Source organism: Pseudomonas sp. P2S-1 (assembly GCF_057197725.1).
Genome location: NZ_CM170068.1, coordinates 1,180,114 through 1,193,587, shown reverse-complemented (window position 1 = coordinate 1,193,587; position 13,474 = coordinate 1,180,114). Strand labels below are relative to the sequence as shown.

Below are 13,474 nucleotides of genomic sequence, written 5' to 3'. Positions count from 1 at the left end.
TGCGGTACGGAACGAGAAAGGGAAATCAGTAGCCGGTCTTGACCGTGTTCCACACCCGGGTGATGGCGCGCATATCCCGGGCGGACTGGGTTTTCTGGGCAAACAGGCGCTGGCGCGTGGCGTCGTCGGGGTAGATGGTCGGGTCGTCGCGGATCTCCGCCTTCACCAGCGCGGTCGAGGCGCCATTGCTGTTGGCGTAGTGAATCAGGTTGGTGACCCCGGCCATGTTCTGCGGCTGCAGCAGGAACTCGATGAACTTGTGCGCATTGGCCACATGGGGCGCGTCCTTCGGCAGATACAGGTTGTCGAACCAGATCAGCGAGCCCTCGCTGGGGATGAAGAACTGCAGGCGGATATCCTTCTTCGCTTCCTCGGCGCGGGCCTGGGCGGTGGCGTAGTCGCCGGACCAGGTCAGGGCCAGGCAGACATCGCCGTTGGGCAGGCTGGTCAGGTAGTTCACCGAATCGAACTTGCGGATATAGGGGCGGATATCCAGCAGCAGCTTCTGCGCCGCGTCGAGGTCGGCCTGGGCGGCGCTGCGCGGGTCCTTGCCGAGGTATTGCAGGGCCAGGGGGATGACCTCGCTGGGTGCGTCCATCAGGGTCACGCCGCAGTCGGCAAAGCGCGAGACGATCTTCGGATCGAAGAGCATGGTCAGGGAGCCGATGGGCGCATCGGGCATGCGTGCCTTGATCTTGTCGACGTTATAGGTCACCCCGGAGCTGCCCCAGGTGTAGGGCGCGGAGAATTTCAGGCCGGGATCGTAGCCTTGCAGGTCGGCCAGCACTTTCGGGTCGAGGTTGTTCCAGCTGGGCAGTTGCTGCTTGTCCAGGGGCTGGAACACCCCGGCCTTGATCAGCGGCGGCACCAGGGAGGCGTTGAGCATCACCAGGTCGTAACCGGAGCGGCCGGTGAGCAATTTGGTCTGCACGGTTTCATAGCCGTCGAAGGTGTCGTAGATCACCTTGATGCCGGTGGCCTTCTCGAAATCGGCCAGGGTGGTTTCGCCGATATAGTCGGTCCAGTTGTACAGCCGGAGCGTATTGCCGGTGTCCGCTTCGCCGGCCAGGGCGATGCCCGCCATGCCTGCCAACAGAAGACTGCCGATCACCTTTGGTGCCTTGCCCATAGCAACTCCATCGTGTGACTGCTCGGAATGAGCCGGTGCGTTCACTATCGGGAGATTTGGCGGGCGGGGACATAACCCGAATGGGTGGGGGGTCGTTTTTGGGTATGTCTGGGGGATTGTGGTGGTTGTACCGGCCCAATCGCTGGCAAGCCAGCTCCCACAGGTCCAGCGGTGCACGCGATACCTGTGGGAGCTGGCTTGCCAGCGATTGGGGGCACCTCTATTTCAATGGATACACCGCTCAATCGAGTCGCGATCGAGAGATAAAGCCTTTTCCTGCAAATCACTCAGAACAGTCCTACATACCCCGCCAAATATCCGCCCCATCCTCTGCCGGTCGGCCTGCATACCCTCGGAACAACGGAAGGTCATCGCAGACCCTTACCCGTCATCGAGTACGACTCGATTACCCAGTCCAGAGGAAACGCAGTAATGGATGGACATTTCATACGCCGTGGAGACAAGACCAGTTGCGCATGCATGGGTGGCGACTACATTCTCTACTCTGACGTTCTCTGGAAGAAAACCGACAAAGTCATTTACCTGGGCGAAGCATCGTGAGATCCGTCTGGAACGCCTCAATTTTACTGGCCATCATCACGTCAGGGCTTCGGTTCGCTTCCGAATGGTGGGAAAAAGGCTTCGCCTCTCCCACGGGAGAGGCGCGATCAAGTCCTAATGGGTGCTCCACCCTTCGAGCATCCAAGCCATTCTGGCTTTTACCCAACCTATTTCACCGTGAGTACCCGCCTAACGAGACGGCGTCGCAAAATGGTTTCCTGCATGGGAAGAGCCCGGTTTTTTCCGCTTATATGACAACCACAACGGCCAGATTATCGGAGAGACTGTCATCTACGACCTTGCGTTTTCTGGAGGCGGTCTGGACTGGGATCTTGGTGGAGGAGTCTGGGTTGGAATGACTTATGTCGGCCCAAGCATCCGGGACTGTATCGGGGCCATTGCTGTTGAACACTGATGTAAGCACGCCCAATTGCAAACTCATTTCAGAGGCTACTGATCTGGACGTACAGCCTTGACCTCCATTTGGAAAAAAACAGCTGCCATCGCAGCCTTTAGTTTCGGAGTCTGGTCAGCTTCTGAGTGGTGGGAAAAAGGCCTTGCCTCTCCATCGGGAGAACCCGTTATCAGTCCCGATGGATGCACTCGCGTACAGGCCTTCGAGCCATTCTGGCTACTGCCCGACATATTCCACGTTGAGTACCCTCCGAATGACGATGGCAAAGGTCGATGGTTCTCCTTCTGGGAGGCACCCGGTTTCTTTCGTCTGTATAACCATCAGAGCGGCGAGCTGATTGGTGAGACGGTTATTTACGACCTCGCATTTTCGGGAGGCCCCTTGAGGTGGTACCAGTCCGGAGAGGTCTGGGTCGGGATGACCTATCTGGGAAAGAGGGTCGAAAACTGCTCTTCCGTCCAGCCTGAGCACAAGTAAACAATTCAAAAACTCTTCGCAACAATGATAGTCAAGCTGGCCATCCGGCCAGCTTGACGGAGCCATCTACTTCAACGGATACAACCCCTCATCAAACTGCCCCAACTTCGGAAACTCCAGCGGCAGATCATCCGACAACTGCTCCAGCCTCACCCGATAATCCTCCAGAAACCCCTTGCGCGCCTCGTCGCTGATATACGGCACATGCCAGGCCACGAACGGCGCCAGCACCTCGAAACCGACATAGGCCAGGGTCCCGCGCAGAATCGGCCGCAACATGTCCTCCAGCGGCCCATGGATCGCCCCCTCGCCGAACATATGCTCGCGCCCGCCCAGGGTCACCGTGACCAGCGCCCGCTTGCCCGCCAGCCCGCCCTGGTCATAGAAGCGCTTGCCGCCATAACACACCCCCGACACCAGCACCCGGTCGATCCAGCCCTTGAGCATGGCCGGGGCGGAGAACCAGAAGATCGGGAAGTTGAGCACCAGCAGGTCGGCCCAGAGCAGCTTGTCCAGCTCCTGCTGGATATCCGCGGCGATGGAGCCGCTTTTCACGCCGAGGCGCTGTTCCAGGGCATAGACCAGGTATTCCGGATTCTCCCGGTGACCGAAATCGGCCGCACTGGCCACCGGGTTCCAGCCCATGGCATAGAGGTCGCTGACCTGGACCTCATGGCCCTGGTCGGTAAAGGTCCGCAGCGCCTGGTCACGCAGGGCGGCAGTAAAGGATTGCGGCTCGGGATGAGCATGGACGATCAGTACTTTCATGAAATAACCCTTGAGTCAGACCTGCACGGCCTTGATTTCGACGAATTCCGCCAGCCCTTCCTCGCCCCATTCGCGGCCATTGCCGGACTGCTTGTAGCCGCCAAACGGCGCGCGGTAGCTGAAGCCGGCACCATTGACGAAGCACTGTCCGGCACGCATCTGCCGCGCCAGTTCCAGCCCGCGCTCGCGACTGCCGGCCCAGACCGCGCTGGACAGGCCGAACGGCGAGTCATTGGCCAGGGCGATGCCCTGGGCTTCGTCGGCATAGGGGATCAGGCACAGCACCGGCCCGAAGATTTCCTCCTGGGCAATGCGCATGCGGTTGTCGACCTCGGCGAACACCGTCGGCGCGACATAGAAACCGCGCTCGAAGCCCGGCGCCTGCTGGCCGCCACAGACCAGCCGGGCGCCCTCCACCTCACCAATGCCGATGAACTCGCGCACCGTGCGCCGCTGCGCCGCCGAACACATCGGCCCAAGGAAGCTGGCCGGATCCCGGGGGTCACCCATCACCAGCGCCCGCGCCTCGGCCACGGCGATTTCCACCGCCTCCGCATAACGCTGCGCCGGCAGCAGCATCCGGGTCAGCGCGGTGCAGGTTTGCCCGGAGTTGATCATCACGTCCTGCACGCCATGGCGCACCGCCGCCGCCAGGTCGGCATCGGCGGCGACCAGCAGCGGCGACTTGCCGCCCAGTTCCAGGCACACACGCTTGACCGTCGGTGCTGCCGCTTGAGCCACCCGCACTCCGGCACCGGTAGAACCAGTGAAGGACACCATGTCCACCTGCGGATGCCGGGACAACGCCTCGCCAACTTTCGAGCCCGGCCCGCTGACCAGGTTGAACACCCCCGACGGCAGGCCGATCGCATCGATCATTTCCGCGAGCAGGAAGGCATGCAGTGGCGTTTCCTGACTCGGCTTGACCACCACCGTGCAACCGGCAGCCAGCGCCGGAGCCAGCTTGCCGATCAGCTGGTGCAGCGGGTAATTCCACGGATTGATAAAGGCACAGACCCCGACCGCCTCGCGGTACACCAGCGAATTCCCGACCTCATGCACCCGGTCCATCAGCCCGGCCAGCTCGACATACTGCTCCAGCCCCTCGATCGGCCCTTCCACCTGCACGCTCTGGCACCACTGCACCGGCATGCCCAGCTCGGCGGTGATCACATCGGCCATCTTGCCGGCCCGGGCTTTCAGTTGCTCGGCCAGTGCCCGGATATACCCGGCGCGCACGCTGGAGGCCGTCCGCGACCACTCGGCAAAGGCCCGCCGTGCCGCCATGACGGCACGCTCGACATCCTGCTCGTTGCCCAGCGGCACCCGGCCAATTACGCTTTCACTGGCCGGGTCGATCACCTCGGCCATGCCCTGCCCGCCCGGTGTCTGCCAGGCGCCGTCGATATACAGCCGCGAATACTCACGCATGGGCCTTGTGCTCCACCAATGCTGCGGCGCAGCGCGCGATACGCCGGCAGGCGTCGTCCAGCTTCGCGGCTTCAAGCACCAGCCCGAGACGGATATGCCCCGCCGCACTGGGGCCGAAGGCTTCCCCGGCCAGTACCGACACCCCTTCACTCTCCAGCAGATGACTGGAAAACGCCTGGGCGCTGAGCCCGGTGGCACGGATATCGACCATCACGAACATCCCGCCATCGGGCTTCACCACCTTCAGGCCGGGGCTGGCAGACAACTGATCGCAGACCAGGTCACGGCGCTGCCGATAGGTCTCGCGCATCGCCTCCAGCTCCGGCAGCTCGGTTTCCAGCGCGACCACAGCGGCATCCTGGATAAAGTCCGGCAGGCCATAGAGCATGCACAGCGCCAGGTTCTCCAGATGCCCGGCCAGCTCGCGGGAGCCGACCACCCAGCCAACCCGCCAGCCGGTCATGGCATGGGACTTGGACAGGCTGTTGAGGGTGGCGGTACGTTCAGCCATGCCCGGCAGGTTGGCCGGGCTGATGTGCTCGCCCTGGTAGAGCAGCTCGCTGTAGACCTCGTCGGAGATCAGCCACAGGTCATGGGCGATGCACAGTTCGGCCAGCGCGTCCCAGGTAGCACGTGGCAAAGAGGCGCCGGATGGATTGTGTGGACTGTTCAATGCAAGGGCGCGGGTACGCGGGGTAATGCGCGTGGCGACATCCGCCGGATCGACGCGAAAACCGTTTTCCGCCCGCGCCGGCACGGTGACGATGGTCGCGCCGCAGGCACCGAACACCGCTTCGTAGGTGACATACATCGGCTCGGGCACGATCACTTCGTCTCCCGGCTCCAGCACGCACTGGGCCACGCAGAACAGCGCACACTGGGCGCCGGCCAGCACCGTGACCTGGTCGGCACCCACCACCTGGCCGCTACGCTGCCCGTGGCGCCGGGCGATGGCCTGGCGCAGGGCCTGCTTGCCACGGATATCCGAGTAATGGGTATGCCCGCCGCGCAGGCTGGCGACGGCCGCATCGACCACAGGCCGGGGCGTATCGAAATCCGGATCGCCCACCGACAGCAGCAACACATCCTTGCCCTCGGCCTGCATGGCCAGAGCGCGGTAATGGATCTCCCAGGCCGCGGCACCGTCACCGGCGATGCGCTGGGTCAGACTGGAAAAACGCATGTCGTTCACTCCTTTTCAGCGGGCACAGGCGTGCTTGAGTTCGATCAAGGTCACGCCATTGCGGGCGAACCCGGCGCGCAACGCCACTTGCAACTCGTCCAGGCTCGACGGCTGCGCCACGCTGCAACCGAAGGCGCGGCCAAGGCCGGCGAAATCCGGGTTGCGCGGCAGCACGCCGATGGGCTCGATATCCAGCCCGAGCATGTCGTCGCGGATCTGCCCGAGGGCATCGTTGTTCCACAGCAGCACCACCAGCGGCCGGTCCAGTTCCTCCACGGCAGTAGCCAGTTCCTGGGCGGTATAGAGGAAGCCGCCATCGCCCACCAGCACCAGGCCCGGACGGTCGTCACCGCCGACCATCGCGCCGATTCCCGCCGGCAGGCCGTAGCCGAGGGTGCCGTAGCCGGTCGGGTGCAACCAACTGCGCGGCGCCCGGCTGGCGAAGGCGTAGTTACCGGTATAGGCCAGTTGGGTCATATCGGTACTGATGAAAGCGTTGGCCGGCAGCTCGGCGGCGATGCGGTCGAGGATCGCCTGGTGAATGCCCTGCAGCGCGCCATGGCTCTCGCGAATGGCCTGGCGCAAGCCGGCCACCGCCTCGATGGCCGCTCCCGCTTCGCGGCAGGTATCCGGCAGGTGGTCGAGAATCCCTGCCAGGGTCTGCCGGGCATCGCCATGCAAAGCCAGCGCGCAGGGATAGAAATCGTTGAACTTGCGCGGATCGATATCCACCCGCAGCAGCTCGCCGTTCAGCGGCAGACGTTCGCGCCAGAAGTCGGTATCGGCCATCTCGGTGCCCACCGCCAGGACCACATCGGCCTCGGCGATCAGTTTCCAGCCCGGCTCGACGCACAGGCTGGACCCGGCATTCAGCGGCGCGTCCGGCGGCAGCAGGCCCTTGCCGGCGACGCTGGTGAAGACCGGTGCGGCCAGACGCGTGCTCAGTTGTTCCAGCACTGCCGCCGCCTCGAGGGCCCCACCTCCGGCAATGATCATCGGACGCTTCGCGGCGGCCAAACGCGCGGCGGCTTGATCCAGCAGCTCTCGCGCCGGCACCCCGCGGCCCGGGCGGCGCACGACTTCAGCACTCCAGTCCCGGGCTACAGGCGCTGCCAGTACATCCAGTGGCACGGAAATATGTACCGGCCGTGGCCGCTCGCTATCGAACACCGCCCAGGCCCGGGCGATCAGTTGCGGCAGGTCTTCGGCGCTCAGGGCAACGGCGGAAAACGCGGTGATCGGCGCGGTCATGGCGCGCTGATCCTGGGTTTCATGCAGGCAGCCCCAGCCTTTGCCAAGGCTGGCGGTGTGGTTGACGCTGGAAATCACCAGCATCGGTACCGAGTCGGCGTAGGCCTGGCCAATGGCAGTGGCGGCATTGGTCACGCCGGGGCCGGTGATGACGAAGCATACGCCCGGCTTGCCACTGACCCGGGCATAGCCGTCGGCCATGAAGCCGGCGCCCTGCTCGTGCCGGGTCAGGACATGGCGGATACCACTGCCGGGCAGGCCGCGATACAGCTCCAGGGTGTGTACGCCGGGAATGCCGAATACCGTGTCGACGCCGTAGTTGGCCAGCAAACGGACCAGGGCCTGGCCGCCGGTCAGGGGACGTTCATGCATGTCGATCTCCTTGCTCCTGGCCGAGGCGGATCAGCGCGTCGACCGCGGTGGTGCCTTGGGCACCGACCATCAATGGGTTTACATCCAGCTCCAGCAGGCGCCCGGCGTTTTCGCAGGCGTAGTCGGCCACGGCGCGAATCGCCGCGACCAGGGCGTCGAGGTCTGCGGCGGGACGGCCACGGAAGCCCTGCAACAGCGCAGCGCTGCGCAGGCCGAGCACGGCCTGGCGGATCGCGCCGTCGGTGGTGGGCAGCAGCAGGCTGGTGCTGTCCTTGAGCACTTCCACCAGCACACCACCGGCGCCGATCACCAGGGCCAGGGCGAAATCGTTCTCGCGCTTGATGCCGACGATCAGCTCGGCCAGCGGGGCTTCGGCCATGGGCTCCAGCAACACCTGGTCGAACGCCACGTGCGGGGCGAAGGCCTTGATCCGCTCGCGCATCGCGGCCACGGCGGACTCCACGGAAGCGGCGTCCTTCAGGTTCAAGGCCACGGCCCCAGCCTCGGTCTTGTGCGGGAGTTGCGCGCTGACCGCCTTCAGCACCAGCGGATAGGCGACAGCCTGGTGCGCCGCCCTCTCCGGAGTCGTCAGCACGCCTGCCGGTACCGGCAGACCGAATGCGCGCAAGGCCTGCTTGGAGTGCCACTCATCCAGCACCTGTCCTTCACCATCCAGCGCACGCGGGCACAGCGGCACCAGTGCCGACTCACCCAGCTCCAGCAGCTGTTGCCGGTTCTGCTGCCAGGCGACGATCCGCCCCCAGGCCGCCAGACCGTCCTCGACGCCCTGCAAGGCGGCGATGCCCTGGGCATGCAGGCGCTCGCGGGCATGGGCCGGCAGCAGCTCCGGCAGCGCCGAGGTAACGAAACCGCGCTTGCCGTGACGTTGCAGCGCCGCGCTGAACAGCTCCAGCAACAGGTCGCATTCCTTGCGCTCCCCCGTGAACTCGGCGGGATAGTCCAGCACCAGCATGGCGGCATCGGCCTCGCTGGTGAGGGCGGCGTCGAGCATGGTCCGCAATGCGCTCTCGTCGCCCCAGATGGCGGTGGTGAAATCCAGCGGATTGACCAGGTTGGCGTAGGCCGGCAGCACCTCGCCGAGTTGCGCCACCTGCCCCGCGGTCAGCTTGGGCAGGCCAAGGTGATTGCGTTCGGCGTAGTCGGCGATCAGGCCGGCGTCGCCACCGGAACAGGCCAGGGCTACCAGTCGGTCTCCCGTCGGCAGATGCCCGCAGGCCGCAGCTTTCAGGGTTTCGATAAAGCTCACCGGGCCACTGACCCGGATCACCCCGAGGCGCTGGAACAGGCTGTCGTACAGGGCATCGGAACCGGACAGCGAGCTGGTATGACTGAGCGCCAGTTCAGCGCCGATCTGCGACACACCGGTCTTCAGCGCCACGACCGGAATGCCCTTTTCCAGCGCCTTGTGCGCGGCGCGGGCAAAGCCCGGCACGTTCTTCAGGCCCTCCAGGTGCAGGCCGATGGCGGTGACCCGGGGGTCGTCAAGCAGCACGTCCATCAGTTCGGCCACGCCCAACTGGGCCTGGTTGCCTACCGACGCCATGTAGGCCACCGGCAGCGAGCGGTCGCTCATGGACAGGTTGTAGGCGAAGTTGCCGCTCTGGGTCAGCACCGCCACGCCCTTCTCCACCTTGCGTCCGCCATGGGCCACCGGCCACAGGGCCGAGCCATGCAGGTAGTCGAGCAGGCCGTAGCAGTTGGGCCCGAGCAAAGCCATGTTGCCGGCGGCGTCCAGCAGTTGCCGTTGCAGGCGCTGGCCTTCCTCGCCGGTTTCGGCGAAGCCCGAGGCATAGCAGATCGCGCCGCCGGCGCCGCGGGCGGCCAGCCCGACAACCGCTTGCAGGGTCAGCTCGCGGTTGGTGGCGATGAACACGGCATCGGGGGCACAAGGCAGCTCCGCCACGCTGGCGACACAGGGCACGCCATCGATGTTCGAATACTGCGGATTGACGAGCCACATTTCGCCGGCAAAACCGCCCTCGGCGCAGCGCCGCAGGGCCCGGGCCATGCTGCGCCCGCCGATGAAGGCCAGGTGCCGGGGCGCCAGCAGACGCTTGAGGTTGTCACGAATGGCTTGGGACATGGGACCTCTCCTGGGCGCTCAGCGCAGCAATGGCCGCAGCAGCTCGCGGGAAATGATGTGGCGCTGGATTTCCGAAGTGCCTTCCCAGATCCGCTCGATCCGCGCATTGCGCCAGATCCGCTCAACCGGCCCTTCGTCCATCAGCCCCATGCCACCGAAGATCTGCACCGCCTCGTCGGCCACCTTGCCCAGCACTTCGCTGGCGAACAGCTTGGCCATGCCGGCCTCGCCGTCGGTCATGCTGCCCTGGTCCATCTTCCAGGCGGTGTGCAGGGTCAGCAGTTCGGCGGCGCGGATCTGCGTAGCCATGTCGGCCAGCTTGAACGACACCCCCTGGTAGCTGCCGATGGCCTGGCCGAACTGCTTGCGGTCCGCCGCCCATTGCAGCGACAGGTCCATGGCGCGCTGGGCCTGACCGACGCAGTTGGCGGCAACCATCACCCGCCCGGCAGTGAGCCAGGCATTGGCCACTTCCCAGCCCTTGTCCACTTCACCCAGGACCTTGCTCGCCGGCACCCGGCAGTCGTCGAAGAACAGCTCGTAGGTGTGGTAACCGCGGTTGCTCACGCATTTCGGGCCACGGCGCACGGTCATGCCCGGGGTGCCACGGTCGACCAGGAAGGCGGTGACTGCGTTGCGCTTGCGGCCGTTGTGCTCGTAGGTATCGGTGACGGCGAAGACGATGGCGAAGTCGGCATGCCCGGCATGGCTGATGAAGTGCTTGCTGCCATTGATGACGAAATCGTCGCCCTCACGCACGGCGCGGGTCTTGATCGCGTTGGCATCGGAGCCGGCGCCGGGTTCGGTCAGGGCGAAGCAATCGGTCTTCTCGCCCTGCACGCAAGGGATCAGGTAATCGTCGATCTGTTGGCCCTTGCAGGCCATAAGGATCTTCGACGGCCGGGCGACGAACACATGCAGGGCCCAGGAAACCTTGGACAGCTCGCGCTCGACCAGGGCCTGGGAGAGGTAGTCGAGGCCGCCGCCACCGACTTCCTCGGGCATGTTGAAGGCGTAGAAACCGGCGGCGATGGCCTTGCCACGGATCTGCGCGGCCAGCTCCGGCGACACCGCATCGGCGCGGTCCACTTCTTCCTCATGGGGCAACAGCTCACGGCTGACGAAACTGCGTACCGCATCCACCAACATTTCTTGTTCTTGGGTCAGTTGGAAATTCATTGCGAAACGTCCTGAATAAAGTGATGTAAGTACTTCATTTACCAGCGAATACAGGTGCTCTACGTTCGACCGAAGCGCGCAAGGCTTCCACCCCGTCGGCGCTGCGTCCGCAGAGCAGGCCGGCGGCAAGTTCCTCGTGCAGTTGCTCGGCCAGGGTGCGCTGGGCGCCGTCGCGGATCAGGCGCTTGGTCTGGGCGTAGGCGAAGGTCGGGCCCTGGGCCAGGCGGGCGGCCAGTTCGGCCACGGTGCTTGCCAGTTGCTCGTCGGCCACCACGTCGCCGACCAGCCCGACGGCCAGGGCGCGCTCGGCATTCCAGAGTTCGTCGAGGAACAGCAGGCGCTTGGCCTGCTCGGCGCCGATCAGCCGCGGCAGATGCCAGCTGGCGCCAGCGTCGGGGCTGTAGCCCATGGCGGTGTAGCCGGCCTTGAAACGCGCCGATGCCGCAGCCACGCGCAGGTCGCAGCACAGCGCCAGGTCCATGCCACCGCCGACCGCCGTGCCGTTGACGGCGGCGATGGTGGGTTTGTCGAGGCTGTGCAGGCGCTGCATCAGGGCATGGGCGTTCTCGGTCCAGCCGTAGCTTTCCAGCACGCCACGGGCTTCGGCATCGGCCCACTCGGCAAGGTCGGCACCGGCGCAGAAGCTGCGGCCGCTGCCGGTGAGGACCACCACGCGCACCGCCGGGTCGGCGTTGAGTTCTTCAAGCAAGGCGTGGAAACGCTGGAGGGTCGGGATGTCCAGGGCATTGCGCTGTTCCGGACGGTTGAGGGTGATCCGCGCAACACCGGCTTCGACTTGGCTCAACAGGGACGACGGGCTGGTCATGGGAGGCCTCGGTTTTTGTTGGGGTTGGGGTGAGGTATGAGGGAGATACTAAACGAGTGTTCAACAAGACGACAATCGAGGTGAATATCTGATGTAACAGGTGAAATGAATCACCTATCATATTATTTTTATTGATTTTTATTTCAGTTAAAGGAGATTCTCAGGTGGGGACTGTTACAACTTTGTACAACTCAGAATGGAGGGTGCTTTTGGGGGCCCTATCGCTGGCAAGCCAGCTCCCACAGGGTCGGTGTGGGAGCTGGCTTGCCGGCGATGAGGCCGTCAGCATCAATAGAAATCAGGCGCCAGGCGCACTCGGCAGCAACGCCCCCGACCGCTTGCGGTTCACCACGAAATACGCCGCATAGCACAGCGCAATGAAGCCAAAGCCCCAGTACAGCGAAGGCCGCTGCGTCTCATCCAGCGCCAGGAACACGAACAGCGAGCTGCACAAGGTGATGCACAGCAGCGGCACCAGCGGATACAGCGGCGCGCGGTACTTGAGATCTTCCAGCTTGCCGCCCTCACGCAGAAACGCCTTGCGGAAGCGATACTGGGCCAGGGCGATGACGATCCAGGTCACGGTGCCGGACATGCCGCTCACCGCCATCAGCACCATGAACAGGGTGTCTGCCGCGACGAAACTGGTCATCAGCGAGACCAGGGCAAAGCACAGGGTGATGCACAGCGCCCGCAGCGGCACGCCACGGCTGCTCAGCGGCGACAGGCTGCGCGGCGCCATGCCGGTTTTCGACATGGCCCAGAGGATCCGTGTCGAGGCATACAGCCCGGAGTTGCCCACCGAGAGAATCGCGGTGAGGATCACGAAGTTCATCACGTCGGCGGCAAACGGAATGCCGACCATGTCGAACACCTGCACGAACGGGCTTTCCATCAGCCCGGCCTGCTGCCACGGGACGATGGCCGAGAGCACCAGGATCGCCAGGACATAGAAGATCAGCACACGGAACACCACGTTGCGCACGGCGCGGGGAATGCTCTTCTCCGGCTGGTCGGTCTCGCCGGCCGCCACGCCCATGATTTCGCAGCCCTGGAAGGCATAGACCACGGTCATCATCACCGCGAACACCGCCGACAGGCCGTTGGGGAACAGCGAATCACCGATCAGGTTGTTCAACCCCGGCGCCGGTGCACCGCTGGACAGCGGGATACCACCGAACATCACCAGGACGCCGATCACAATAAAGCCGAGGATGGTCGCCACCTTGATCCCCGAAAACCAATACTCCGCCTCGCCAAAGGCCCGGGTCGCCAGGGCATTGAGACCGAACAGGACCACCACGAACAGCGCCGACCAGTACCAGATCGGCACCTCGGGAAACCAGCGGGTCATCAGCATGCCGGCGGCGGTGAATTCCAGGCCGACGGTGGTGGCCCAGCTCATCCAGTAAACCCAGCCGATCATGAAGCCGGTGGCCGGCCCGATATAGCGCGTGGCGTGGGCCTGGAACGAGCCCGAGACCGGCATCTGCACCGACAGCTCGCCGAGGCAGACCATCACCAGGTACATCAGGAAGCCGGCAACCAGATAGGCGAGCACCGCACCCACCGGCCCGCCCTGGTTGATGGTCACCCCCGAGCCCATGAACAGCCCGGTGCCGATCACCCCGCCGAGGGACAGCATGAAGATATGCCGGCTTTTCAGGGCCCGGGTCAGGTGGATGCCCTGACGCTGCGTGGAATCAGTCATTGCGGCCACCTCGCGGCGAGATGCCCGGGGTGTTCGAATCAGCTTTACGGCCTTTCATTATTGTTAT

9 protein-coding genes are annotated in these 13,474 nt (G+C 64.5%); all 9 read right to left on the bottom strand.

The features are described 5' to 3' along the window. Window positions 1-25 precede the first annotated feature (25 nt). The gene (locus AC2CQI_RS05430; RefSeq protein WP_484579432.1) at window positions 26-1,129 is read right to left on the bottom strand and encodes a polyamine ABC transporter substrate-binding protein; all 1,104 of its coding nucleotides are present in this window, start codon (window positions 1,127-1,129) and stop codon (window positions 26-28) included. A gap of 1,519 nt (window positions 1,130-2,648) precedes the next feature. Then, window positions 2,649-3,350 carry an NAD(P)H-dependent oxidoreductase gene (locus tag AC2CQI_RS05425; RefSeq protein WP_075805645.1) on the bottom strand — a complete coding sequence of 234 codons (702 nt, stop codon included), beginning with the start codon at window positions 3,348-3,350 and terminating at the stop codon, window positions 2,649-2,651. Window positions 3,351-3,365: 15 nt separating this feature from the next. Then, window positions 3,366-4,781, bottom strand: a complete 1,416-nt coding sequence (locus AC2CQI_RS05420) for an aldehyde dehydrogenase family protein (RefSeq protein ID WP_484579431.1) — start codon at window positions 4,779-4,781, stop codon at window positions 3,366-3,368. Beyond that, a complete protein-coding gene (locus tag AC2CQI_RS05415; RefSeq protein ID WP_484579430.1) occupies window positions 4,774-5,964 on the bottom strand; it encodes a pyridoxal phosphate-dependent aminotransferase in 1,191 nt (396 codons plus the stop codon). Before AC2CQI_RS05415 ends, AC2CQI_RS05420 begins: the two co-directional genes overlap by 8 nt. A gap of 15 nt (window positions 5,965-5,979) precedes the next feature. Then, window positions 5,980-7,587 carry a 5-guanidino-2-oxopentanoate decarboxylase gene (locus AC2CQI_RS05410; protein ID WP_484579429.1) on the bottom strand — a complete coding sequence of 536 codons (1,608 nt, stop codon included), beginning with the start codon at window positions 7,585-7,587 and terminating at the stop codon, window positions 5,980-5,982. Then, on the bottom strand, window positions 7,580-9,691 hold the full coding sequence (locus AC2CQI_RS05405) for an acetate--CoA ligase family protein (protein ID WP_484579428.1): 2,112 nt from the start codon (window positions 9,689-9,691) through the stop codon (window positions 7,580-7,582). Before AC2CQI_RS05405 ends, AC2CQI_RS05410 begins: the two co-directional genes overlap by 8 nt. A gap of 18 nt (window positions 9,692-9,709) precedes the next feature. Beyond that, window positions 9,710-10,870 (bottom strand): acyl-CoA dehydrogenase family protein, encoded by a 1,161-nt coding sequence (locus AC2CQI_RS05400; RefSeq protein ID WP_075805650.1) that lies wholly within the window; start codon window positions 10,868-10,870, stop codon window positions 9,710-9,712. Window positions 10,871-10,904: 34 nt separating this feature from the next. After that, window positions 10,905-11,696 (bottom strand): enoyl-CoA hydratase/isomerase family protein, encoded by a 792-nt coding sequence (locus tag AC2CQI_RS05395; protein ID WP_484579427.1) that lies wholly within the window; start codon window positions 11,694-11,696, stop codon window positions 10,905-10,907. A 298-nt stretch (window positions 11,697-11,994) separates the two neighbouring features. Then, window positions 11,995-13,407 (bottom strand): amino acid permease, encoded by a 1,413-nt coding sequence (locus AC2CQI_RS05390; RefSeq protein WP_075805652.1) that lies wholly within the window; start codon window positions 13,405-13,407, stop codon window positions 11,995-11,997. Between the last annotated feature and the right edge of the window lie 67 nt (window positions 13,408-13,474).